The 22,278-nt window shown below is 70.5% G+C and carries 22 protein-coding genes; 12 read left to right on the top strand and 10 right to left on the bottom strand.

The window, feature by feature from the left end; all coding sequences use genetic code 11:
• Nucleotides 1-50: 50 nt before the first annotated feature.
• The 3 genes from rsmD to ALIDE2_RS04925 are packed head-to-tail and all read right to left on the bottom strand — an operon-like array spanning nt 51 to nt 3,440.
• Nucleotides 51-641 (bottom strand): 16S rRNA (guanine(966)-N(2))-methyltransferase RsmD, encoded by a 591-nt coding sequence (rsmD, locus tag ALIDE2_RS04935; protein ID WP_013520248.1) that lies wholly within the window; start codon nt 639-641, stop codon nt 51-53.
• On the bottom strand, nt 638-1,996 hold the full coding sequence (locus tag ALIDE2_RS04930; RefSeq protein ID WP_013520249.1) for a M16 family metallopeptidase: 1,359 nt from the start codon (nt 1,994-1,996) through the stop codon (nt 638-640). Before ALIDE2_RS04930 ends, rsmD begins: the two co-directional genes overlap by 4 nt.
• 13 nt (nt 1,997-2,009) lie before the next feature.
• Nucleotides 2,010-3,440, bottom strand: coding sequence for a M16 family metallopeptidase (locus tag ALIDE2_RS04925; protein WP_013721533.1), 1,431 nt, complete (start codon nt 3,438-3,440; stop codon nt 2,010-2,012).
• A gap of 29 nt (nt 3,441-3,469) precedes the next feature.
• Here ALIDE2_RS04925 and ftsY point away from each other — a divergent pair, with 29 nt between their 5' ends.
• Nucleotides 3,470-4,594 carry a signal recognition particle-docking protein FtsY gene (ftsY, locus tag ALIDE2_RS04920; protein WP_013721532.1) on the top strand — a complete coding sequence of 375 codons (1,125 nt, stop codon included), beginning with the start codon at nt 3,470-3,472 and terminating at the stop codon, nt 4,592-4,594.
• 13 nt (nt 4,595-4,607) lie between these two features.
• Here the strand turns inward: ftsY and ALIDE2_RS04915 are convergent, their stop codons facing one another.
• A complete protein-coding gene (locus ALIDE2_RS04915; protein WP_013721531.1) occupies nt 4,608-5,561 on the bottom strand; it encodes a LysR family transcriptional regulator in 954 nt (317 codons plus the stop codon).
• Nucleotides 5,562-5,679: 118 nt separating this feature from the next.
• Here ALIDE2_RS04915 and ALIDE2_RS04910 point away from each other — a divergent pair, with 118 nt between their 5' ends.
• Genes ALIDE2_RS04910 through ALIDE2_RS04895 form a run of 4 tightly spaced genes read left to right on the top strand, consistent with a single transcriptional unit; the run spans nt 5,680 to nt 9,501 of the window.
• Nucleotides 5,680-6,618, top strand: coding sequence for a dihydrodipicolinate synthase family protein (locus tag ALIDE2_RS04910; RefSeq protein WP_013721530.1), 939 nt, complete (start codon nt 5,680-5,682; stop codon nt 6,616-6,618).
• Nucleotides 6,619-6,649: 31 nt separating this feature from the next.
• The gene (locus ALIDE2_RS04905) at nt 6,650-7,615 is read left to right on the top strand and encodes a Bug family tripartite tricarboxylate transporter substrate binding protein (RefSeq protein WP_013721529.1); all 966 of its coding nucleotides are present in this window, start codon (nt 6,650-6,652) and stop codon (nt 7,613-7,615) included.
• Nucleotides 7,605-8,309, top strand: coding sequence for an SDR family NAD(P)-dependent oxidoreductase (locus tag ALIDE2_RS04900; protein ID WP_013520255.1), 705 nt, complete (start codon nt 7,605-7,607; stop codon nt 8,307-8,309). The genes ALIDE2_RS04905 and ALIDE2_RS04900 overlap by 11 nt, the downstream gene beginning before the upstream one ends.
• Before the next feature lie 25 nt (nt 8,310-8,334).
• Nucleotides 8,335-9,501, top strand: a complete 1,167-nt coding sequence (locus tag ALIDE2_RS04895) for a mandelate racemase/muconate lactonizing enzyme family protein (protein ID WP_013721528.1) — start codon at nt 8,335-8,337, stop codon at nt 9,499-9,501.
• 14 nt (nt 9,502-9,515) lie between these two features.
• Here ALIDE2_RS04895 and cutA read toward each other — a convergent pair whose 3' ends face one another.
• The 3 genes from cutA to ALIDE2_RS04880 all read right to left on the bottom strand — a co-directional run bounded on the left by cutA (nt 9,516) and on the right by ALIDE2_RS04880 (nt 12,002).
• Complete coding sequence (gene cutA, locus ALIDE2_RS04890; protein ID WP_013520257.1) at nt 9,516-9,872, bottom strand: divalent-cation tolerance protein CutA; 357 nt, start codon at nt 9,870-9,872, stop codon at nt 9,516-9,518.
• Between the two features lie 114 nt (nt 9,873-9,986).
• Complete coding sequence (locus ALIDE2_RS04885; protein WP_013520258.1) at nt 9,987-10,976, bottom strand: Bug family tripartite tricarboxylate transporter substrate binding protein; 990 nt, start codon at nt 10,974-10,976, stop codon at nt 9,987-9,989.
• 54 nt (nt 10,977-11,030) lie between these two features.
• Nucleotides 11,031-12,002, bottom strand: coding sequence for a Bug family tripartite tricarboxylate transporter substrate binding protein (locus ALIDE2_RS04880; protein WP_013520259.1), 972 nt, complete (start codon nt 12,000-12,002; stop codon nt 11,031-11,033).
• Between the two features lie 85 nt (nt 12,003-12,087).
• On the opposite strand from ALIDE2_RS04880, the gene acnA reads away from it, so the two are divergent.
• Genes acnA through ALIDE2_RS04860 form a run of 4 tightly spaced genes read left to right on the top strand, consistent with a single transcriptional unit; the run spans nt 12,088 to nt 17,509 of the window.
• Nucleotides 12,088-14,742 carry an aconitate hydratase AcnA gene (gene acnA / locus ALIDE2_RS04875; RefSeq protein ID WP_013721527.1) on the top strand — a complete coding sequence of 885 codons (2,655 nt, stop codon included), beginning with the start codon at nt 12,088-12,090 and terminating at the stop codon, nt 14,740-14,742.
• A complete protein-coding gene (locus ALIDE2_RS04870; RefSeq protein WP_013520261.1) occupies nt 14,739-15,680 on the top strand; it encodes a GntR family transcriptional regulator in 942 nt (313 codons plus the stop codon). The genes acnA and ALIDE2_RS04870 overlap by 4 nt, the downstream gene beginning before the upstream one ends.
• A gap of 12 nt (nt 15,681-15,692) precedes the next feature.
• Complete coding sequence (locus tag ALIDE2_RS04865) at nt 15,693-16,430, top strand: ABC transporter substrate-binding protein (RefSeq protein WP_013520262.1); 738 nt, start codon at nt 15,693-15,695, stop codon at nt 16,428-16,430.
• Nucleotides 16,427-17,509, top strand: a complete 1,083-nt coding sequence (locus tag ALIDE2_RS04860) for a lactonase family protein (RefSeq protein WP_013721526.1) — start codon at nt 16,427-16,429, stop codon at nt 17,507-17,509. The genes ALIDE2_RS04865 and ALIDE2_RS04860 overlap by 4 nt, the downstream gene beginning before the upstream one ends.
• Nucleotides 17,510-17,511: 2 nt before the next feature.
• Here the strand turns inward: ALIDE2_RS04860 and ALIDE2_RS04855 are convergent, their stop codons facing one another.
• On the bottom strand, nt 17,512-18,579 hold the full coding sequence (locus tag ALIDE2_RS04855) for a 6-hydroxyhexanoate dehydrogenase (protein WP_013520264.1): 1,068 nt from the start codon (nt 18,577-18,579) through the stop codon (nt 17,512-17,514).
• Nucleotides 18,580-18,745: 166 nt separating this feature from the next.
• Nucleotides 18,746-19,039, bottom strand: coding sequence for a hypothetical protein (locus ALIDE2_RS04850; protein ID WP_337999172.1), 294 nt, complete (start codon nt 19,037-19,039; stop codon nt 18,746-18,748).
• 75 nt (nt 19,040-19,114) lie between these two features.
• Here ALIDE2_RS04850 and ALIDE2_RS04845 point away from each other — a divergent pair, with 75 nt between their 5' ends.
• Genes ALIDE2_RS04845 through ALIDE2_RS04835 form a run of 3 tightly spaced genes read left to right on the top strand, consistent with a single transcriptional unit; the run spans nt 19,115 to nt 21,569 of the window.
• Complete coding sequence (locus tag ALIDE2_RS04845; RefSeq protein ID WP_148262958.1) at nt 19,115-19,474, top strand: hypothetical protein; 360 nt, start codon at nt 19,115-19,117, stop codon at nt 19,472-19,474.
• Nucleotides 19,475-19,502: 28 nt separating this feature from the next.
• The gene (locus ALIDE2_RS04840; protein WP_013520266.1) at nt 19,503-20,168 is read left to right on the top strand and encodes a response regulator transcription factor; all 666 of its coding nucleotides are present in this window, start codon (nt 19,503-19,505) and stop codon (nt 20,166-20,168) included.
• Between the two features lie 3 nt (nt 20,169-20,171).
• Entirely contained in the window at nt 20,172-21,569 is a 1,398-nt protein-coding gene (locus tag ALIDE2_RS04835) for a sensor histidine kinase (RefSeq protein ID WP_013520267.1), read from the top strand.
• 2 nt (nt 21,570-21,571) lie between these two features.
• On the opposite strand, the gene ALIDE2_RS04830 is transcribed toward ALIDE2_RS04835, so the two are convergent.
• Nucleotides 21,572-22,267, bottom strand: a complete 696-nt coding sequence (locus ALIDE2_RS04830) for a VIT1/CCC1 transporter family protein (protein WP_013721524.1) — start codon at nt 22,265-22,267, stop codon at nt 21,572-21,574.
• Nucleotides 22,268-22,278 lie beyond the last annotated feature (11 nt).

Below are 22,278 nucleotides of genomic sequence, written 5' to 3'. Positions count from 1 at the left end.
GTTTTCAAGCAAAAATGGCCTCCAGCGCTTATCTGGCAAGCGCTGGCAGCTCACATATCCGTAGCGTTTTGCTGTGGTCGCAGCAGATGGGCATGCACGGCGCCGGCCTTCAGGTGGCGGTGCAGCGCCAGGCCCAGGGGGACCAGCTGCTCATCGGTCCAGGCGGCGGGCGCCTCCAGGTAGATGAAGCCGTCCTGCGCCACGGCCCGGGCGGCGGCCTGCAGGGCGGGGAAGAACAGTTCGCCGGCGAACGGCGGGTCGATGAGCAGCAGGTCCATGCTGGCGGGCTGGCACTGGCGCAGCGCGGCGATGCCGTCGCCGCGCTGCACGCGCACGGCGCCCGCCTGCAGGCGCTGGCGCAGGGTTTCGAGCTGGGCGGCCAGGCCGGCGTCGCTCTCGACCAGCAGCACGCTGGCGGCGCCGCGCGAGGCGGCCTCCAGCCCCAGGGCGCCCGTGCCGGCGAAGGCGTCCAGGCAGCGCCAGCCCGTGAGGTCCTGGCCCAGCCAGTTGAACAGGGTCTCGCGCACGCGGTCGGGCGTGGGGCGCAAGCCGGGCTTGTGGGCCACAGGCAGGCGTGTGCGCTTCCACTGGCCGCCGATGATGCGCACCTCGCCCGCCGCCTTGGCCGGTGCGCGGCTCAAGGCTGGCCCCCGACGACGACAGTCACCATGCGCGCGGGCTGGAGCTTGCGCTGGAAGGCGGCGCGGATGTCAGCCACCGTGAGGGCCTGGACGCGGTCGGTCCAATGCTCCAGGTAGTCCAGCGGCAACCCGTTCCAGGCGATGTTGACCACGTTGGCCAGCAGCTTGCGGTTGCTGTCGATGCGCAGCGCGAAGCCGCCGATGAGGTTGTCCTTGGCGGCGCGCAGCTCGGCCTCGGTCGGGCCTTCCTCCACGAAGCGTTTGAGCACGTCGCGCGTGACCCGCACGGCCTGCGCGGCCTGGTCGGGCCGCGTCTGCAGGCCGACCACGAAGGCGCCGGCGTTCAGGCCGGGCGAAAAGCTGCTGCCCACGCTGTAGCTGAGGCCGCGCTTCTCGCGCACCTCGTTGGTCAGGCGCGAGGTGAAGCCACCGCCGCCCAGGATGTGGTTGCCCACCAGCAGCGCGAGGAAGTCCGGGTCGCGCCGCACGAAGCCCGGCTGGCCGATGAGCACGTGGGCCTGGGCCGAGGCGAAGGGGATGTCCTCCTGCACCGCCTTTTCGAGCGGCTGCACCTCGGGCACGGCGGGCAGCGGCGCGCAGTCGGCGGACGGCGGCGCGGGCAGGCGCGACAGCAGGGTCTGCACCAGCTGCTGCGCCTGCGCCCGCGTGAGCGCGCCCACAATGCTCACGCGCGCGCGGCAGGCCTGCAGGTAGCGCGCGTGGAAGGCCTGCAGGTCGGCCGCCTCGATGTTCGCCAAGGTCTGCGCCGTGGGGCGCTGACCGTAGGGGTGGCCGCCGTAGACGGCGGCGGCGAAGGCCTTGGTGGCCACGGTGCCGGGGCGGGTGTCGGCCTCCTTGATGGCGGCGGTCCAGCGGGCGCGCTCGCGCTGCCACACGTTCTGCGCGAAGCTGGGCTGGCCCAGCTGGCGCGCGGCCAGGCGCGCGGCGCGCTCCAGCAGGTCGGGCTCGGTCAGCGAGCGCAGCGAGAACACCAGGCCGTCGCGCTCGGCGCCGGCCTCCAGGCTCGCGCCCAGGTCGGCCCAGGCCTCGCCCAGGTCGTTCTCGTCCAGCGCGGGCTCGTCCGCGCCGCCGGCCTCCACGCCCTTGGAGCTCATGAGCGCGGCGGCCGCGGCCAGGCCGGCCTGCGGCGCGGGGTCGCGGCGCGCGCCGGCGTCGAAGTCCACCTGCACGTCCACCATGGGGATGGCCGGGCTCTCGACCAGCCAGACGCGCGCGCCGCTGGGCTCGGTCCAGTGCTGGATGGGCAGCAGGGCCCAGGCGTTGTTCATATAAAAAATGGCTCCAACGCTTGCCAGCAAAGCGCGAGCAGCTATCGTTTTGATGATCTTGTTCATATGCTGGGCTCGCTCAGTGCATGCGCTCGCCGGTACCTGGCGCGGGGGCGGCGCGCCTGGCGCCACCGGCCACGGGCTGGGGCAGGAGCGTGGTCACGGTGAGCTGGTCGTCGCCGAAGTAGCGCGCGGCCACGGACTGCACCTGCTCGGGTGTGACGGCGCGCAGCAGCCTGAGCAGGCGCTCGGTCGCATCCAGCGGCAGGCCCTGCACCCAGTTGCTTCCCAGGTCGCTGGCCTGGCTGTAGAGCGAGTCGCGCGCGTAGATGGTGGAGGCCGCCCACTGCGTCTTCACGCGCGAGAGCTCGGCCTCGCTCACGCCCTCGCGCGCCACGCGGGCGATCTCGGCGCGCAGCGCGTCCTCGACTTGGCTGGAGGTCTTGCCCGCGGCGGGCACGCCCGTCATCAGGAACAGCGAGGGGCCGCGGCCGAAGACGGAGGCCTGGCTGTCGGCGGCGTCGGCCACGCGGTCGGCCCCTTGCGTGAGCGCGCGCTCCAGGCGCGCGCCGTCGTAGCCGCTGAGCACGGCCGACAGCACCAGCAACGCCAGGCCGTCGCGGTCGCTGTCGCCCATGTCCTCGATGCGCGAGATGCCCGGCACGTGGAAGGCCAGGGCCACGTAGGCTTGCTCGGCCGGCGCCTTGAAGTCGATGCGGCGCAGGCCCTGCTGCACGGGCTCGGTGCGCGGCTTGCGCGCCGGAACAGCGCGCGGGGGGATGGCACCGTAGGTCTTCTGGGCCAGGGCCAGCACCTTGGCCGGGTCCACGTCGCCCGCCACCACCACGGCGGCGTTGCGCGGCACGTACCATCGGCGGTGGAACTGGCGCACGTCGGCCGGCGTCATGGCGTCCAGGTCGCTCATCCAGCCCACCACCGGGCGGCGGTAGGGCGATGCGATGAAGGTGCTGGCGTACAGCTGCTCGATGAGCGCGGCGCGCGGCTGATCCTCGGTGCGCATGCGGCGCTCCTCCTTGACCACCTCGATCTCCCTGGTGAACTCGGCGTCCGGCCACTGGTTGTGGGCGAAGCGGTCGGCCTCCAGCCGCATCACGTCGGCGAGCCGGCTGGCCGGGATCTGCTGGTAATAGCCCGTGTAGTCGCGGCTGGTGAAGGCGTTCTCCTGCCCGCCCAGCGCCGCCACGCGGCGCGAGAACTCGCCCGGCGGCAGCTTCTTCGTGCCCTTGAACATCATGTGCTCGAGCGCGTGCGCCACGCCCGAGGTGCCGTCGACTTCGTCCATGGAACCCACGCGCACCCAGACCATGTGCACCGCCGTGGGCGCGCGCCGGTCGGGCTGCACGATGAGCTGCATGCCGTTTCTCAGGGTGAATTGCTGCGCCCCCGTGGCCGTGGCAGCCGATGGCGCGGTGGCGGGGGGAACCGGGGCGGTCTGCGCCCCCGCATGCAGGCAGGCCAGCAGGCCCAAAAGGGTGATAGCGCGTTTCATAGAATGGCTGCGATTCTAAGAACCCGCCAATGTTCAGTTTTTTCAAGAAGAAATCCCCCTCCCCCGCCGAGCCGTCCAGCGCGCCGGTGCCGGATGCCGCCAGCGCCCCCGCGGCCGACGCGCCCACGGGCGGCGGCGCGCTCGGCTGGCTGCGCAAGTCCTTCGGCGCGCAGGACGCCGCCGCACCGCAGGCCGCGCCTGCGGCGGACGAGGCCCCGCCCGCCGTGCCCGAGCCCGCCCCCAAGCCCAAAGGCACGCGCCAGGGCTGGATGGAGCGCCTCAAGTCCGGCCTGCGCAAGACCGGCGGCAGCATCGCCACCGTCTTCACGGGCACGCAGATCAACGACGCGCTGTACGAGGAGCTCGAGGATGCCCTGCTCATGGCCGACACCGGCGTGAAGGCCACGCAGCACCTGCTGGCCGACCTCAGGCGCCGCGTGAAGGAGGCCAAGGCCACCGAGCCCGCCGCCGTCAAGGCCCTGCTGGCCGACGCGCTGGCCGACCTGCTGCGCCCGCTGGAAAAGCCCCTGGTCATCGGCGCGCATCAGCCCACCGTGATCATGGTGGCCGGCGTGAACGGCGCGGGCAAGACCACCTCCATCGGCAAGCTCACCAGGCACCTGGCCGACCACGGCGAGAGCGTGCTGCTGGCCGCGGCCGACACCTTCCGCGCCGCGGCGCGCGAGCAGCTCGGCGTCTGGGCCACGCGCAACACGGTGGAGATCATCAGCCAGGAAGGGGGCGACCCCGCCGCCGTGAGCTTCGACGCCGTCACCGCCGGCCGCGCGCGCGGCAAGGACGTGGTGCTGGTGGACACGGCCGGGCGCCTGCCCACGCAGCTGCACCTGATGGAGGAGCTCAAGAAGATCAAGCGCGTCGTGACCAAGGCCGACGCCACGGCCCCGCACGAGGTGCTGCTGGTGATCGACGGCAACACCGGCCAGAACGCCCTGGCCCAGGTGCGCGCGTTCGACGACGCGCTCTCGCTCACCGGCCTCATCGTCACCAAGCTCGACGGCACGGCCAAGGGCGGCGTGCTGGCCGCCATCGCGCAGGAGCGGCCCGTGCCCGTCTACTTCATCGGCGTGGGCGAGAAGGTGGAAGACCTGGAGACCTTCGACGCGCGCGAGTTCGCGCAGGCGCTGCTGGCCTGACGAACGGGCGGCTTCAGTCCTGCCGACTGGCCGCCAGCTGCCACAGCGATTCGGCCACGGCGGCCATTTCGGCGTGCTGGCGGTACAGGCGTATCTCCACGGGGATGCTCCAGGCCTCGGGGCCCGCGGCCACCAGGGCGCCGCACTGCAGCTCCCGCACGATCAATGACTCGGGCAGCCAGGCGATGCCCCGGCCCTCCAGCGCCATGGTCTTGAGCAGGACGGCGTGGTGGGCCGTGAAAACCTCCTCCAGCTCGCCCGGCTCGGCCGTACGCACGCCGGGCTGCTGCGCAAAAGCGCGCAGCTGGGCGCGCACGATGCGCCCCAGGCCCGAGGCCTCGCTGTAGGCCAGCATGGGCACCGGCGGCGGCAGGCCGATGGCGTGCAGCGCCCGCCCGCGCGTGCCGTCCGGGTGGGGGGCGCTGACCGGGCGCAGCACGTCGCGCCCCAGCCGCAGCATGGGGTAGCGGGCCTCGTCCAGCCGCCCCGGCACGTCGGCATGGCCGTGGCACAGCACGAACTGCACGCGGCGCTGGAGCATCAGCTCCTCGCAGGCGCGCGAGCTGTCCGACATGGTCTGGATGGGCCCCAGGCGCAGCTGCGACTCCATGTCGGCCAGCCAGGGCGGGAAGAAGGTCAGCGACAGCACGTGCGTCGCCGCGAAGCGCAGGCTGGCCGCGGCCTGGTCGTGGGCGGCGCGCGCCTTGATGCGGGCGGCCTCCAGGTTGGCCAGCACCGCCTCCAGCAGGGGCAGGAAGCGCTGGCCCGCGGGTGTCAGCGCGGCGGGATGGGCGCTGCGGTCGAACAGGTCCACCCCCACCCATTCCTCCAGCGCCCGGATGTGGCGGCTGAACGCCGGCTGTGCGATCGCGCGCGCCTCGGCCGCGCGGGAGAAATTGCCGCATTCGGCCAGCGCCAGGAAGTCCTCCAGCCATTCCAGATCGAGGGGGCGGTTGCCAGGTCCCATGGTGTTGCGTTCTTCGGCGCGATAGATGTATGCGTTTCGAGTATTGGACGGTGCCAGGCCCGCGGGAAATGATGCGGCCCATCGTTCATCCCCCCATCCCAACCATCGGAGACTGTACATGCCTTCCATCGCCAACTACCGCGGAATCATCCCCGCCATCTCCTGCCCCTTCACGCCCGACCACCGCATCGACGAGCCCGCGCTGCGCAGGCTGGCCTCCTGGCTCGCCGGCCACGACGGCGTGGTGGCCGTGATGACCAACGGCCACACGGGCGAGGTCTTCGCGCTCACGCCCGCCGAGCGCGCCGAGGTCACGCGCATCGTGGCCGACGAGCTCAAGGGCCGGCTGCCCGTGATCTCCTCCATCGTCTGCGAGGGCCTGGCCGATGCGGCCGAGCACGCCCGAGCCGCCCAGGCGGCGGGCGCCGTGGCGCTCGACGTGATGCCGCCCCACCACTGGCTGCGCTTCGGCTTCACGCCGGGCCATGCGCTGCAGTACTTCGAGGCCATCCATAAGGCCGCGCCGCAGCTGGACCTGGTGTGCCACGTCTACCCGGCCTGGACCCGCGCGTCGTATTCCTCGCAGCTGCTGGCGGATCTGGCCCGCCTGCCCTACGTGCAGGCCTTCAAGGTGGGCCAGCGCGACATGAACAAGTACGCCCGCGACATCCAGGCCATCCGCGAGGCCGACGCCTCCAAGGCCATCCTGACCTGCCACGACGAGTACCTGCTGGCCTCCATGGTGCAGGGCGTGGACGGCGCGCTGGTGGGCTTCGCCACCTTCATCCCCCAGCTCATCATCGACCTGTGGAACGCCGTGAAGGCCGGCGACCTGAAGAAGGCCATGCAGGTGCAGGCCGTGATCACGCCCCTCAAGGACGCCGTCTACGGCGGCGGCGAGCCCACGGGCGAGGCCCATGCCCGCATGAAGGCCGGCATGTACCTGGCGGGCGTGATCGGCGACGCCACCGTGCGCCCGCCCACCGAGGCGCCCAGCGCCCAGGAGCTGGCCGCCCTGCGCGCGGCCGTCCGGCAGGCCGGCCTGCTGCAACACTGACCCCGTGAGAAGACAGACAGGAGACAAGACCATGCACCGCAGCCACTTCCTGCGCGCCGGCCTCGGCGCCGCGATCCTGGCCCTGGCGGGCCACGCGGCCGCCCAAACCTACCCTGCCAAGCCCGTGCGGATGGTCATTCCCTTCCCGCCCGGCGGCACGCTGGACGCCGTGGGCCGCATGCTGGCCCAGAAGCTGGGCGAGCAGATGGGTCAGCCCTTTGTGGTCGAGAACAAGCCCGGCGGCAACGGCGTGATCGGCGCCGACATCGTGGCCAAGGCGCCGGCGGACGGCTACACGCTGCTGTTCAACGCCTCGACCTTCACCACGGCGCCCATGACCATGAAGTCTGTGCCCTACAGCGTGACCCGGGACTTCGCGCCCGTGGCCCTGGTGGCTAAGGCGCCGCTGTCGGTCGCCATCAACAAGAACCTGCCCATCACCGACATCAGGTCGCTCATCGCGCACGCCAAGGCCCACCCCGGCAAGATGACCTTCGCCGTGGGCTCCATTGGCTCGGCCGGCCACCTGTCCACTGAGCTGCTCAAGCGCGCCGGCCAGATCGACTACCTGGTCGTGCCCTACAAGGGCACGGCCCCGGCCTTCCAGGACCTGATAGGCGGCCAGATCGACGGCTTCATCGACCCCATCCTGGGCTCGCTGCAGTACCACAAGAGCGGCATGCTGCGGGTGGTGGCCGTGACATCGGCCCAGCGCGCGGCCAGCCTGCCCGACGTGCCCACGGTGGCCGAGACCATCCCCGGCTACGAGTTCTACAGCTGGTACGGCCTGTGGGCGCCGGCCAAGGCGGCGCCCGAGATCGTGCAGCGGCTCAACGCCGAGGTGAACAAGGCCCTGACGGGCGGCATGAAGGAGCGCCTGCAGGAGCAGGGCCTGCTGCTGTCGCCGGGCAGCGCCGAGGACTTCGCCAGGTTCCAGCGCAGCGACATGGAGCGCGCCCAGAAGATCGTGACCGAAGGGGGCATCCGTGTCGAATGAGCCCCGCCCCCGCCAGGCCGTGGTGACCGGCAGCAGCAGCGGCATCGGCCTGGCCATCGCCCAGGCGCTGCTGGACGGCGGCTGGCACGTCGCCGGCCTGGACGTGGCGCCGCCCACGCTGGATCGGCCCGGCTTCACGCCGCTGGCCGTGGACCTGGCCGACGGCCCGGCGCTGGAGCGCGCGGCCGCCGGCCTGCAGGGCGTCGACGCCCTGGTCCACGCGGCCGGCGTGCTGCGCGTGGGCCCGCTGGGCCGGCTGGACGCGGCGGCCGGCGCCCTCATGTGGCAGCTGCACGTGGACGCCGCCACCCGCCTGGCCAACGCCCTGGTGCCCGCCATGGCGGACCGGGGCCAGGGGCGCGTGGTCTTCATCGGCAGCCGCGTGGCCCAGGGCCTGCCGGGGCGCGGCCAGTACGCGGCCACCAAGGCCGCGCTGGTCGCCCTGGCGCGCAGCTGGGCAGTGGAGGTGGCGCCGCGCGGCGTGACCGTGAACGTGGTCTCGCCCGGCGCCACGGCCACGGCCATGCTGCAGGATCCCGCCCGCGCCGCCAGCGCGCCGCGCCTGCCGCCCATAGGCCGCCTGGTCGAGCCGGCCGAGATCGCCGCCCTGGTCGCCTACCTGCTGTCGCCCCCGGCCGCGGCCATCACCGGCCAGGAGCTGCGCATCTGCGGCGGCGCGTCGCTGGCGCAATGAATCCCTTCCCTACTTTCGAAGCACCATGAGAATCGTCAACATCCTCGAGTCCACCCGCCCCATCCAATCGGACATCCGCAACGCGTACATCGACTTCTCCAAGATGACGCTGAGCCTGGTGGCCGTGGTCACCGACGTCGTGCGCGACGGCCGGCCCGTGGTCGGCTACGGCTTCAACTCCAACGGCCGCTACGGCCAGGGCGCGCTGATGCGCGAGCGCTTCATCCCCCGCGTGCTGGAGGCCGACCCGGCCAGCCTGCTGGACGAGACCGGCGAGAACCTGGACCCGCACCGGATCTGGGCGCGCATGATGGCCAACGAAAAGCCCGGCGGCCACGGCGAGCGCTCCGTGGCCGTGGGCACCATCGACATGGCCGTGTGGGACGCCGTCGCCAAGATCGCCGGCAAGCCCCTGTTCCAGCTGCTCGCCGAACGCTACGGCACGGGCACGCCCAACCCCCGGGTGTTCGTCTACGCGGCCGGCGGCTACTACTACCCGGGCAAGGGGCTGGACGGCCTGCGCCAGGAAATGGAAGGCTACCTGGCGCGCGGCTACTCGGTGGTCAAGATGAAGATCGGCGGCGCCAGCCTGGCCGAGGACTGCGAGCGCATCGAGTCCGTGCTCAGGATCCTGGGCCCGGGCCAGCAGCTGGCCGTGGACGCCAACGGCCGCTTCGACCTGCAGACCGCCCTCGACTACGGCAAGGCCCTGTCGCAGTACCCGCTGTTCTGGTACGAGGAGGCGGGCGACCCGCTGGACTACGAGCTCCAGGCCCGGCTGGGCGAGGCCTATGCCGGTCCCCTGGCCACGGGCGAGAACCTGTTTTCCATGCAGGACGCGCGCAACCTCATCCGCCACGGCGGCATGCGCCCCGACCGCGACTGGCTGCAGTTCGACTGCGCGCTCAGCTACGGCCTGGTCGAATACCTGCGCACGCTGGACATGCTGAAGGCGCACGGCTGGTCGCCCAGCCGCTGCATCCCGCACGGCGGGCACCAGATGTCGCTGGCGATCGCCGCCGGCCTGGGCCTGGGCGGCAACGAGAGCTACCCCGACCTGTTCCAGCCCTACGGGGGCTTCCCCGACGGCGTGAAGGTGGACAACGGCCACGTGACCCTGCCGCCCCTGCCGGGCATCGGCTTCGAGGGCAAGGCCGACCTGATCCGCGAGATGCACGCCCTGGCCGCGTGAGGGGCGGCAGCGCGTCAGCCGTCCACCTGCTGCGCCACCCACTGCGCGTAGTCGGCCTCGGCCTGCACCGTGTGTGTGAGCAGCTGCGGCACCTCGTAGGGGTGCTGCGCGCGCAGCCACACGAGCAGCGCGGGCGCGGCGGCGGGCAGCGTCTTGCACACCAGGCGCCATTCCGCGTCCTCGTGCTGTGCGCCCTGCCAGACGTAGTGCGAGGCGATGGCCTCCACCTGCACGCAGGCGGCCAGCCGCGCCTGCACGGCGCCGGCGGCCAGACGCTGCGCATCGGCCGCGCTGGCCACGGTGGTGGTCACGACGGCGACCGGGCAAGAAGGCGTGGGGGTGCTGTGCATGGCCGGAGTCTGGCACAGCATCGCGCGCACCTCCAGCGACACCGTTGACTATCAAATAAATAGCTGCTGGCGCTCTACCTATAAACGCTAGAGGCACTTTTCATTGATATTCCGTCAAACCCGAGCGCCGGACGCTCAATCCATGCGGATATTGCGCGCCTTGACCAGCCTGGACCATTTGGCGGACTCGCCGTCGATGAAGCTGGCGAAGTCCTGGCTGGAGCCGCCCCCGAACTCGTTGCCTTGCGCCAGGATGCGGTCCTTGACCTCGGGGTGCTCCATGGCCTTGGCAAAGGCCGCGTGCAGCCTGGCCACGATGTCGGGCGGCGTGCCCTTGGGCGCCACGTAGCCCATCCAGTTGGACACCGTCACTTCGGGGAGTCCCTGCTCTGCGAAGGACGGAACGTCCGGCAGCTGCTGCAGGCGCTGCGCCGACGTGACGCCGAGCGCGCGGATCTTCCTGGCCTGGATCGAGGGCACGGCCGCGCTGGTCTGCTCGAACATCAGATCCACCTGCCCGGCCAGCAGTGCCTGCGCGGCGGGGCCGCCGCCCTTGAACGGGACGCCGAGCATGTCGATGCCCGCCGCGCTCTCGAACAGCTCCGCCGACAGGTGGTGCGCGCCCCCGGGCCCGGCATTGGCGATGTTCAGGTGGCCAGGCCTGGCCTTGGCCGCGGCGATGACGTCCTTGACCGACTGGTAGGGCTTGTCCGCGGGCGTCACCAGCACCAGCGGGCTCTTTTCGAGCAGGATGATGGGCACGAAAGACCTGGGGTTGAAGTTCAGCTTGGGGTAGATCCAGGGGTTCACCGCCAGCGGGCCGAAGCTGCCCATGCCCAGCGTGTAGCCGTCAGGCGCGGCCCGGTTGACGAGCTCCATACCGATGTTGCCGCTGGCACCCGGCTTGTTGTCGATGACCACGGGCTGCCCCAGGATCTCGCCGAGCTGCTTGGCGACGAGCCGGGTCTTGACGTCCGTGTTGCCGCCCGCGGCGAAGGGCACGACGATGGTGATGGCCCGGACCGGGTAACCCACGGCGCCCGTCTGGCCCAGCGCACAGTTGCACGCCAGGGCCATGGCCGCGCCCGCGATGAATGCGCGGCGCGCGTTGCTGCAAGGGTTCATGCTGTCTCCTCTGGTTTCAGGTTCTAGGAAGCAAGGGATAAGGCCGCAGGAGGCTCACTCGGGCGTGATGTGCGCCGACTCCACGATCTGCGCGTACTTCTGCGTCTCCTGCGCGATGAAGTCGCGGAACTGCTGCTGCGTCATGGGCGCTGGCTCGCCGCCCTGCTCGCGCAGGCGTTTGATCAGCTCCGGGTCCTTCAGCGCATCGGCGGCGGCGGCATTTAACTTGGCCTGTATGGCGGCCGGCGTGGAGGCGGGGGCGAACAGGCCGAACCAGTTCTCCAGGCTGTAGGAGGCGGTGGCCGGGGTCTCGGCGATGGCGGGGATGTCGGGCGCGAAGGACGCGCGCCTGGCCGAGGTGACGGCCAGCACCTTCACGCGCCCGCCCTTGATGAAGGGCGCGGCGCCCGCGTAGCTCACGAAGGCCATGTCCACCACGCCCGAAGCCACGTCCACGAGCTGGTTGGCCGCCCCCTTGTAGGGCACGTGGTTCAGCCGTATGCCCGCCACCGACGCCAGCAGCTCGCCATTGAGGTGCTGGGGGTTGCCCACGCCGCTGGTGGCGTAGCCCACCTTGCCGGGGTTGGCCTTGGCGTAGCTCACCAGCTCGGCCACGTTCTTCGCGGGAAAGCCGGGGGACGCGACGAGCACGTTCGGCACGCGGGTGACCAGGGTGATGGGCGCCAGGTCCTTCTGCGGCTGGTACTGCATGCGCGCCTTGTAGACCAGCGGGTTGATGGCGGTCTCGCCCGCGGACCCCAGCAGCAGCGTGTAGCCGTCGCCCGGCGCCTTCGCGACCGCCGCCGCGCCCAGCATGCCGCTGGCGCCCGGCTTGTTGTCCACCACCACGGGCTGCTTCAGGCTTGCGCGCAGCTTCTCCGCCAGCAGGCGGGCAACGGCGTCCACCCCACCTCCGGCGGTGAAGGGCACGACCAGGGTGATGGCGCGGGCCGGATAGTCCTGGGCCCAGGCGGGAAGGGCGATGGCGGCGGCTGCCAGCAATGCATGGCGACGGGAAAGTTTCATGTTCAGCTCCAAAACAGCGTCCCGAAGACGGCCTAGGGAAATCGCTTAATTGCATTTTATGAATGAAATATGCAAAATTCGACCTATGGAAAACACTGAGAACTTCCCGCCCCGGGCCGCCGACCTCGATGGCGCGCGCTACCTCGTCGCCGACCTGCGGGGCGCCCTGGGCGAGCGGCTTGCTCGCATGCCCGTGGTGCTGCGCCTGCTGCTGGAGAACGTGCTGCGCACCACGCAGGGCCAGGAGCGCGCCGGCGCCGTGCAGGCCCTGGCGGACTGGCTGGAGCGCGGAACGAGCGAGGCGGAGATCGCCTACCAGCCCGGCCGCGTGCTGATGCACGACACCACCAGCACGCCCGCGCTGGTGGACATCGCGGCCATGCGCGACGCGCTGCACGAGGCGGGCGTGGACCCCGCCCTGCTCAACCCGGTGCTGCCCGTGGACGTGTCGGTGGACCATTCCCTGGCGGTGGAGGCCTATGCGGCGGCCGGCGCCGCCCAGGCCAACATGGGCCACGAGATCCGGCGCAACGCCGAGCGCTACCGCTTCCTGCGCTGGGCCTCCAAGGCGCTTGACAAGGTGCGCATCCACCCGCCGGGCACGGGCATCATGCACACCATCAACCTGGAGCAGCTGGCCACCGTGGTCACGACCGAGCGGCGCGCGGGCGCGCTGTGGGCCGTGCCGGACATGATGCTGGGCACCGACAGCCACACGCCCATGGTCAACGGCATCGGCGTGCTCGGCTGGGGCGTGGGCGGGCTGGAGGCGCAGACCGTCATGTTCGGCATGCCCACCATGCTGCGCATCCCGGAAGTCATCGGCGTGCGCCTCACGGGCGCGCTGCGCCCCGGCGTGCAGGCCAGCGACCTGGCCCTCGTCGTGACGAGCCGGCTGCGCGCCATGGGCGTGGCGGGCGAGTTCGTCGAGTACTTCGGCTCCGGCGTCTCCACGCTGGCGGCGGGTGAACGCGCCGTGATCGCCAACATGGCGCCCGAATACGGCGCCACCACGGGCTACTTCGCCGTGGACGGGCGCACGCTGGACTACCTGCGCGCCACCGGGCGCAGCGAGGAGAGCATCCGCCTCGTCGAGGCCTACATGCGCCACCAGGGCCTGTGGTTCGACCCCGCCGCCGAGCCGCGCTACACCCGGGTGCTGGAGATCGACCTGGACACCGTGGGCTGGCACATCGCGGGGCCACGCCGCCCCCAGGACCTGCTGGACTACGGCGACAGCGCGCGCGCGCTGCAGGACGCGGCCTTCACGCCGCAGCCCGGCAGCGCCCTGCCCCCGCACGCGGTGGCGCTGGCCGCCATCACCAGCTGCACCAACACGTCGGACCCGGCCCTGCTGATCGCCGCCGGCCTGGTCGCGCGCAAGGCGCGCGCCCTGGGGCTGCGCGTGCCGCCGTGGGTCAAGACCTCGCTGGCCCCGGGCTCGCCGGCCGCCGCGTCCTACCTGGAGCGCGCCGGCCTGCTGGACGACCTGGAGGCCGTGGGCTTCGGCATCGTCGGCTACGGCTGCACCACCTGCATCGGCAACTCCGGCCCGCTGACCGAGCCGATCCGCCAGGCGCAGCAGGCCGGCCAGGTCAAGGCCGTGGCCATACAGTCGGGCAACCGCAACTTCCCCGGGCGCGTGCATCCGGACATCGAGCTAGGCTTCCTCATGTCGCCGCCCATGGTCATCGCCTTCGGCTTGGGCGGCGACGCCGCGCGCGACCTGCGCACCGAGCCCGTGCAGACCGGCGCCGACGGCCGCCCCGTCATGCTGGCCGATCTCATGCCCACGCGCGGCGAGGTGCAGGCGCTGCTGGCGCAGGCCCTGCGCCCCGACGACTTCGCGCGCGACTTCGCCCGCGCCTCGCTCAACCCGGCCTGGCACGCGCTCCAGGCGCCGCAGGGCGCGCTGTTCCCCTGGAACCCGCAGTCCACGGCCCTGCGCCGCCCGCCCTTCGCCTCGCTGTCGGAGGGCAGCCAGCTCGGGCGCTACCAGGCCCATCCGCTGCTCGTCGTCGGGGACGACGTCACCACCGACCACATCTCGCCCGCCAGCGCCATACCGCCCGACAGCCTGGTGGCCGACTTCCTGGTCGAGCGCGGCGACGACCGGGGCGACCTGAACGTGTTCGCGTCGCGCCGCGGCAACTGGGAGGTGATGCTGCGCGCATCGTTTCACAGCAAGACCCTGGGGAACCTGCTGGCGCCCGGCGCGCCGGTCGCCCACACCGTGCATGCGCCGTCGGGGCAGGTGCTGCCCCTGTGGGAGGTTGCGCAGCGCTACCGCGACGCGGGGCAGTCCGTGGTGCTCGTCGCGGGCGAGCGCTACGGCACGGGATCGTCGCGCGACTGGGCCGCCAAGGGCCAGCGCCTGCTGGGCATACGCGCCGTGCTGGCCATGAGCTTCGAGCGCATCCACCGCTCCAACCTCATCGGCATGGGCATCCTGCCGCTGCGCCTGCCCCGGGACGCCAGCCCGCAGGCGCTGCAGATCGCGCCCGGCGACCGCGTGGAGGTGGACGCCCCGGCGGCCAGCCTCGCGCCGCGCTGCCCCGTGGCCGTGCGCATCCTGCGCCGCGACGGCAGCGTGCAGCCGCTGGCCGCGACGGCGGCCGTGGAAACGCAGCTGGAGGTCGACCTACTGCGCCGCGGCGGCGTCATCCCGTCCATCCTGCAGCAGGCCGTGGCGCAGGCGCGGCGCGGATGCCTCGGCCCTTCCATGACAATGGCGGCATGAAGACGGCCACCAGCATTTCCCGGCAGATCCTCGCCCTGGCGCGCAGCGAGCAATGGACCAGCGGCGTGCACCTGGCCGCCCAGGGCCTGGCGGACCGGCTGCGCGTGTCGCGCCAGCCCATCAACGACGCCCTGCAGCTGCTGGCCGAGCACGGCATCGCCCAGCGCGAGCGCAACCGCGGCTTCTTCCTGGCCGTGCCCCATGACCAGATCCCGGACGACCTGCTCCCCGAGGCCCCGGCCAGCGACGCAGACCTGGTGGAGGCCACCTACTTCCGCATCGCGGAAGACCGGCTGCGCGGCACGCTGCCCGAATCGGTCACGGAAGCGGCCCTGCGCACGCGGTATGCCCTGAGCAAGTCGCAGCTCAGCGCCGTGCTCAACCGCATCTCCCACGAGGGCTGGATCGAGCGCAAGCAGGGCTACGGCTGGACGTTCGCCGCCATGCTGACCACGCCCGACAGCCTGCTGCAGTCCTACCGCCTGCGGCTTGCGCTGGAGCCCGCCGCGCTGCTGGAGCCGGGCTACCGGCTGGAGCCCGCCGTGCTAGAACGCTGCCGCGCGGCCGAGATCCACCTGCTGCAGGGCGGCATCGCCACCGACCGCGCCGACCGTATCCACGACCGCGGCGTGAACTTCCACGAGTCGCTGGTGCAGGCCTCGGGCAATGCGTTCTTCATCGACACCATCCGCCGCGTCAACCGCGTGCGGCGCCTGCTGTCCTACCGCTCCATGCAGGACCGCTCGCGCTACCGCGAGCACTGCGAGCAGCACCTGCACATCCTGGATCTGCTGGAGCAGGAACGCAACGAGGAAGCGTCCCAGGCCATGCGCGCGCACCTGGCGAGCACGCTGCGCAACCTCACGAACATCACCGACATCCTGCAGCCCGGAGCCACCGCCCCTGCTGCCCCATCGCCCGAGCGGGCATCCACCTGAGACCCTGCAACCATGACCATCTCCACCCAGCTGCTGTCCACCCTGGCGCCTCGCGGCCACATCCGGGCGTCCATCAACACGGGCAACCCCATTCTTGCGCGCCTGGACGGCGATGGCCGCCCCGCCGGCGTGTCGGTGGACCTGGCGCGGCGCTTCGCCCAGCAACTGGGCCTGGAGCTGGAACTGGTCGTCTTCGACACGGCCGGCAAATCGGTGGACGCGGTCACGCGCGAGGAGGCCGACTTCGGCTTCTTCGCCGTGGACCCGGTGCGCGGCGCCGGCATCGCCTTTTCCGCGCCCTACGTACTCATCGAAGGCAGCTACCTGGTGCGCCAGGACTCGCCGCTCACCGGCAACGCCCAGGTGGACCAGGCGGGGCACACCGTGGTCGTGGGCAAGGGCAGCGCCTACGACCTGTACCTGACGCGCGAGCTCAAGCAGGCCCAGATCCTGCGGGCGCCCTCGTCGCCCGCCGTGGTCGAAACCTTCGTGCAATCCACCGCCGATGTCGCCGCCGGCGTGCGCCAGCAGCTGGAGGCCGACGCCCTGCGCATCCCCGGGCTGCGCCTGCTGCCGGGACGCTTCATGGTGATCCAGCAGGCCATGGGCATCCCCAAGCCGCGCGGCGCCGAGGCACAGCACGTGCTGGCGGCCTTCGTCGAGGACGCCAAGGCCAGCGGCTTCGTCGCCGATGCCCTCGCGCGCCATGGCATCGAGGGCGCCACCGTCGCACCCCGGGCGGATGCATGACACGGCCCGTGTTCGCCTACGTGGGCTCGCGCACCACGCGCGAACGCAACGCGCGCGGGGAAGGCATCACGGTCTTCCGCGTGGACGAGGAGCGCGGCACGCTCGACCGCATCCAGACGGTGGCCCACCTGACCAACCCCTCGTTCCTCGCCATGAATGCCCGCGGCGACCGGCTGTACACGGTACATGGCGACGGGCACGAGGTCAGCGTGCTGGCCGTGGACCGGGAAACGGGCCTGCTGGCCTTCATGCAGACCCAGGACTGCGGCGGGCGCAACCCGGTGCACCTGTCCATCGCCCCGGACGGGCGCCACCTGGTCGTGTCCGACCACCTGGGCCAGCAGGGCGGAACGGTCGTGGTGCTGCCCATCGCGCCCGACGGTCTGCTCGGCCCCGTGCAGCAGCGCGTGGCCCTGCCGGGCGAACCCGGCCCGCACCGCAAGGAGCAGCCCTTCGCCAAGCCGCACTTCAACCCCTTCGCCCCCGGCGGCCGCTTCGTGCTCGTGCCGGACAAGGGGCTGGACCGAGTGTTCGTCTTCTCCTTCGAACAGGGGCGGCTGGCACCGGCGGCGCAGCCCTGGCTGCAATGCCGCGAAGGCGCCGGGCCGCGGCACCTGGCCTTCCACCCCGCGCTGCCCCGCGCCTACGTGGTCAACGAGCTCGACTCGACGGTCCTGGCGTGCAGCTTCGACGCCGCCACGGGTCGCATGGAGGGCCTGCAGGTCCTGTCCACCCTGCCCGACCACTTCGTCGGCAACAGCCGGGCGGCGGAGATCGAGGTGTCGCGCGACGGGCGCCGCGTCCACGCCTCCAACCGCGGGGCGGACAGCATCGCCGTCTTCGACGTCGATGCGGCCACGGGCCGCCTCTTCTGGCGCGGCGCCTTCCCGGCGGGCGGGCGCACGCCCCGGTTCTTCGCCAGCTCGCCGCTGGGGAGCCGAATGTTCGTGCTCAACGAGGACAGCGACGGCATCGCCTGCTTCGCGCTGGACGACGAGGCCCCCATCGACACCCGCCGGCCCATCGCATCCACCCCTTGCGGCAGCCCGGTGTGCATGGTGTTCTCAGAGCGTGTTTAAGGTCAGCAGGCGCCCTCCGGCGTCAGGATCTGCCGCCCAACGGCCTTGCCCTCCTCCAGCGCCAGCAGGGCGGTGAAGGCCTTGCCGAAAGGCAGGCAGGTGCTGGGCACGGGCTGCAGCCGCTTGTCCTTGACCAGCTGCATCAGCTCCTGCAGCTCGCGCAGGTTGCCCACGTAGGTGCCCTGGTAGGTGATGGCGCGCAGGGCCATGGAGGGCGTGGGCAGGTCCACGTGGCCGCCGAACAGGCCTATCTGCACCAGCTGCCCGCCCTTGGTCAGCATGTCGATGCCGGCCTGCACGGTCTGGCTGGAACCCACGCAGTCGATGATGGCCCACACCGCGCCGCCCGCGGCTTGGCGCACCTGGGCCATGTAGCCGTCCTGCCCGGGATCGAACGCCGCCAGGGCGCCGGCCTGCAGGGCGGCGGCACGCTTGGCCGCGTCGGGCTCGATGACGATCACGCCCGCGCTGCCCATGGCCCGCGCGAGCAGGATGGCCATCAGGCCCAGGCCGCCGGCGCCGAAGATGATGAGCTTCTCGTCCTTGAGCACCTGGGCGGGTATCTTCTTCAGGGCGCTGTAGGTGGTCAGGCCCGAACACGCATAGGGCGCCGCATGCACGGGCGGCATGTCGCCGATGTCCACCAGATAGCGCGAGTGGGACACCAGCACATGGTCGGCATAGCCGCCCGGCTGGAACACGCCCATGGACCGGCCGGCCAGGCACAGGTTCTCGTCCCCGCGCCGGCACACGCTGCATTCCCCGCAGCCGTGCCAGGGGAAGACCAAGTAGCGCTTGCCCACCGCCACGTCCTTCACGGCATCGCCCACGGCGACCACTTCGCCGGCGATCTCGTGGCCCATGGTCAGGGGCAGCTTCATGCCGCGATCGATCATGGACATCTTCTTGCCGTTGCCCAGGTCGTACGAGCCATGCCAGATGTGCAGGTCAGAGTGGCACACCCCCGCCGCCTCGACGCGCACCAGCACCTGGTCGCCCACGGGCCGGGGGGTGGCGCGCTCGTTGCGCACCAGGGGCTGGCCGCATTCGGCCACGTCATAGCTGATCATCCTGTCTCCTTTCGTGTGTATTAGGGCGGGTAGTGGCCCAGTTTATGGCCACTGGCGCGCACTCAGGAATTCGACGCCCCGGTGACGGGCCTGCGCAACCGCTTCGGGAGCGGGTCACACCCGCGCGCACTGGGCTCGCTGCCGGCGCAGCGCGCCGGGCCGCGCGTCAGCGAAAGTGCACGGTCAACGGCGCCAGCGGCGGGCCGAAGGCACCGCTCCAACGCTCGCCTGCGCGCACGGGCCAGGCGTCCGTCCAAGTGCCGGTGGTGACCACGTCACCGGGTTGGATGTCCGGCGCGCCCGGGCAGGCGCGCAGCTCGGTCAGGAAGTAGCGCAGTGCCTGCAGCGGCCCGTCCAGCACGCAGGCGCCGCAGCCGGCATCCACGGGCTGGTCGTCGCGGGCCAATGTCACCTGCGCGGCGGCCAACCGGGCATCGAGCTGTGCGGCCGATGCGGCCACGGCGCGCACCGGCAGGCGCGGGTGTATTGACCCAGTGAAAACCTGCTCAGGTGTTACCGTCGAGAGGAAGACACCATGAGTACGTTGATGGACGAAGAGATCAAGCGCTGGACCGCGACGCTCGGCCTTCCCGCGCGCCTGCGGGGCCTAATCCTTCCCATGCTCGTACTCTTGGGACTTGGAGCGCTCCCCGCTCAAAGCCACCATGCGATATCCAGCCTCGGATCCATCACGGTTCCATTTCGTGCCGCCGTCATCGTCATTCAGCGGAATCCACTTGAGGCCTTCGATATGTTCCATATCCATGATGACCGCGCCGTCGCCTTCGAGGACGTGGTTACAGGACTGCTTGGACGGCTCCCATTAATTGGCTGCTCGAGTCAAAAGCCTGGCCAAAGGTTGGTGCGTCAGAATGACTTATTTTTCGGATTCTAGGATTGCTCTGGTCGTGAGAATTAGATAGATGCGCATCTTGATTGTTGAAGATTCAGAGACGCTGTCTGAGGCCTTGAATCGCAGTCTCAGAATTGAGGGCTACGCTTGCGATATTGCAGCGGACGGTCAGGCTGCGCTGCAGTTTCTCAAAAGCTACCGCTACGACGCGATCATTCTGGACTTGATGCTGCCTCGTGTGGATGGCTTTGGAGTATTGCAGGCATTGGGCAGCGATGCCGGAGCGGCCCCTGTGTTGGTGCTGTCAGCGCGGGAGCAACTCGACGACCGGGTGCGTGCTCTGGACGCGGGCGCCGATGACTATCTGACCAAGCCCTTTGAACTGGCGGAGCTGCTAGCCCGACTGCGTGCCCTGGTGAGACGCCCGGCGCAACGCGACACACCTGTTTTGCGTCATGGCGAACTGGCCGTCGACCCGCGCTCGCGTACGGCGCGCTGGCGCGGCGATGACCTGAAACTCACGCCCAAGGAATACGGATGCCTGGAACTGCTGCTGCGCAGGCAGGGAGCGGTGTTGTCACGCACACAAATTTTTGAACATCTGTACGACAGCAGCAGCGACGCGTCGGACAAGGTGGTGGAGGTTATCGTCAGTACCCTGCGCACCAAGCTGGCCCAATGCGGTCTGGGCGAGCTGATCGTGACCCGGCGGGGCTTTGGTTACGTGCTGATGTGAAGCATGCACCCACCTTCTGCCCCCTCCAACGATACCGCCTGGTCACTGCACCGGCGTCTGGCTGTTGGTCTGATCTTGTGCATAGGCGGTACCTTCGCCGCCGTATTCCCGGTGCTGGATCGTTTGATCGACCGAGCGATTTACCAGCAAATGGATCTCACGCTTTCGCAGCGCGCCGCTGCCGTAGGGCGCGCACTGCAAGAGCCTGATCCACAGCGGCTCGAACGCCTGATGCCCGAATATGAGCCGCGCGGGCACACCGAGTTCTTCACTGTTTTCAACGAAGACAACGGCCAGGCCGTGTTGCGGTCGCCCAGCAGCGCTGGCGCTGTACTTCCGGTGGGACTGGCGGCGCAAGGCACGCCCCGCTATTACGATGTGATGCTGCCCGATGGTCACGCAGGCCGTGCGCTCGCCACCCATGTGGCATTGCATGGCAGCCAGAACCGGCTGCTGGTGGTGGCAACGGAGCGCGAAGGATGGGACCGGACCGAACGGCGCGTCCACTTTGCGTTGCTCGTCGGCATCGCGTTGGCAACCCTGCTGGCAACGGGATCGGCGCTGCTCCTGGTACAGCGCGTCATCGTGGTGCTGCGTCGCACAGGCGCCGCGGCGGCCCGCCTGAATGCAGACCAGCGCATGCAGCCCCTGGGCGGCGACTTGCCTCGTGAGCTCAAGCCCTTTGCCGATGCCTTCAACCTGGGCCTGCGCCACCTGTACACCGCCATCGAGCGCGAGCGCCAGTTCTCGCGCGACGTGGCGCACGAGCTGCGCACTCCGTTGGCGGAAATCCGCACCAGCGCCGAAAGCGCGCTGAGTGCGGACGACCCCATCCTGGCCCAGCACAGCCTGCGCGCTGCCGTGGACGCCACTGCACGCATGCAACGCAGCGTGGATACCTTGCTGCTGCTGGCTCGGCTCGAATCCGGACAGCATACACAAGCGCCTGATCCTCTCGATGTGGCTGGGTTGGTGCGCGAACTGATGGCGGCTTTGGAGGGAATGCAGGCGCGCCGCAGGCTGACCGTGCAAGCCGATCTGCCGCCATCGGCCTGGGTGCGGGGCGATCTGGGCGTGATCGAGCGGATCCTCTCCAACCTGCTGCGCAATGCCTTGGAGTACGCACCTGACGGCGATGCCATCACCTGCCGCCTGGAGCGCGGTGATGCGGGCTGGCTTCTTTCCATCGACAATGCCGCACCCGATCTTCGTGAAGGCGACCTGGAACACCTCGGCCACCGCTTTTGGCGCAAGTCTTCCGAAGGCGGCACGGCACACCATGCAGGGCTGGGGCTGGCCCTGGCGTTCGCCCTGGCGCGGGCCATTGATCTGCCACTGCGCTTCAGCCTGCAGGGGGGCAGGCTGACCGCCCGGCTGGGGCCCTGGGTCGCTCTGGTGTAAATCTACGGCGCTGCACCAAACATCGCGCCGACACCCGCCGTGATCGCCATCGCCAGGGTGCCCCACAGCGCCACCCGGGAGGCGCTTTTGAGCACGGGAGCGCCACCTATCCTGGCGGCCAGGACACCCAGTAGAGCCAGGAAAAAGATGGCCGTGGCTACCGTCCAAGCGAGCAGCGAGGGCCCAGGCGCCAGCATCACCACAGCCAGCGGCAGCGCCGCTCCCACGGCAAAGCTGGCAGCGGAGGCCAGCGCTGCCTGCAAGGGCTTGGCGCTGAGCGCCTCCGAGATACCCAGTTCATCGCGGGCATGCGCGCCCAGCGCATCGTGGGCCATCAGTTGAGTTGCGACCTCGCTGGCCAGCGCAGGCGCAATCCCCCGCTGGGTATAGATGGCTGTCAGTTCCCGATGCTCGGCTTCGGGGTTTTCCGTCAACTCGCGATGTTCCCGCGCCAGATCCGCTTTCTCCGTGTCCGCTTGAGAAAAGACCGACACGTATTCTCCAGCCGCCATGGACATGGCGCCGGCGACCAGCCCGGCTACTGCGGTTGTCATGATGCTGGCGTGGCTGGCCTGCGCCGCTGCAACACCGACCACCAGGCTGGCGGTGGAAATGATCCCGTCGTTGGCGCCCAGGACGGCGGCGCGCAGCCAGCCGATGTGTTCCGTGCGGTGGCGTTCGCGGTGCAAGAACTTCATTGGAATTCTCT

This window comes from Alicycliphilus denitrificans K601 (genome assembly GCF_000204645.1).
Lineage (GTDB): Bacteria > Pseudomonadota > Gammaproteobacteria > Burkholderiales > Burkholderiaceae_C > Alicycliphilus > Alicycliphilus denitrificans.
The sequence above is the reverse complement of the archived record's forward strand: the minus strand, read 5'-3'. Positions and strand labels throughout refer to the sequence as shown.

Coding starts and splice junctions, on each gene's coding strand:
- ALIDE2_RS04930 (WP_013520249.1), bottom strand. CDS start 1,996: ATGAACAAGATCATCAAAACGATAGCTGCTCGCGCTTTGCTGGCAAGC.
- ALIDE2_RS04925 (WP_013721533.1), bottom strand. CDS start 3,440: ATGAAACGCGCTATCACCCTTTTGGGCCTGCTGGCCTGCCTGCATGCG.
- ftsY (WP_013721532.1), top strand. CDS start 3,470: ATGTTCAGTTTTTTCAAGAAGAAATCCCCCTCCCCCGCCGAGCCGTCC.
- ALIDE2_RS04915 (WP_013721531.1), bottom strand. CDS start 5,561: ATGGGACCTGGCAACCGCCCCCTCGATCTGGAATGGCTGGAGGACTTC.
- ALIDE2_RS04910 (WP_013721530.1), top strand. CDS start 5,680: ATGCCTTCCATCGCCAACTACCGCGGAATCATCCCCGCCATCTCCTGC.
- ALIDE2_RS04905 (WP_013721529.1), top strand. CDS start 6,650: ATGCACCGCAGCCACTTCCTGCGCGCCGGCCTCGGCGCCGCGATCCTG.
- ALIDE2_RS04895 (WP_013721528.1), top strand. CDS start 8,335: ATGAGAATCGTCAACATCCTCGAGTCCACCCGCCCCATCCAATCGGAC.
- cutA (WP_013520257.1), bottom strand. CDS start 9,872: ATGCTGTGCCAGACTCCGGCCATGCACAGCACCCCCACGCCTTCTTGC.
- ALIDE2_RS04885 (WP_013520258.1), bottom strand. CDS start 10,976: ATGAACCCTTGCAGCAACGCGCGCCGCGCATTCATCGCGGGCGCGGCC.
- ALIDE2_RS04880 (WP_013520259.1), bottom strand. CDS start 12,002: ATGAAACTTTCCCGTCGCCATGCATTGCTGGCAGCCGCCGCCATCGCC.
- acnA (WP_013721527.1), top strand. CDS start 12,088: ATGGAAAACACTGAGAACTTCCCGCCCCGGGCCGCCGACCTCGATGGC.
- ALIDE2_RS04870 (WP_013520261.1), top strand. CDS start 14,739: ATGAAGACGGCCACCAGCATTTCCCGGCAGATCCTCGCCCTGGCGCGC.
- ALIDE2_RS04865 (WP_013520262.1), top strand. CDS start 15,693: ATGACCATCTCCACCCAGCTGCTGTCCACCCTGGCGCCTCGCGGCCAC.
- ALIDE2_RS04860 (WP_013721526.1), top strand. CDS start 16,427: ATGACACGGCCCGTGTTCGCCTACGTGGGCTCGCGCACCACGCGCGAA.
- ALIDE2_RS04855 (WP_013520264.1), bottom strand. CDS start 18,579: ATGATCAGCTATGACGTGGCCGAATGCGGCCAGCCCCTGGTGCGCAAC.
- ALIDE2_RS04845 (WP_148262958.1), top strand. CDS start 19,115: ATGAGTACGTTGATGGACGAAGAGATCAAGCGCTGGACCGCGACGCTC.
- ALIDE2_RS04840 (WP_013520266.1), top strand. CDS start 19,503: ATGCGCATCTTGATTGTTGAAGATTCAGAGACGCTGTCTGAGGCCTTG.
- ALIDE2_RS04835 (WP_013520267.1), top strand. CDS start 20,172: ATGCACCCACCTTCTGCCCCCTCCAACGATACCGCCTGGTCACTGCAC.
- ALIDE2_RS04830 (WP_013721524.1), bottom strand. CDS start 22,267: ATGAAGTTCTTGCACCGCGAACGCCACCGCACGGAACACATCGGCTGG.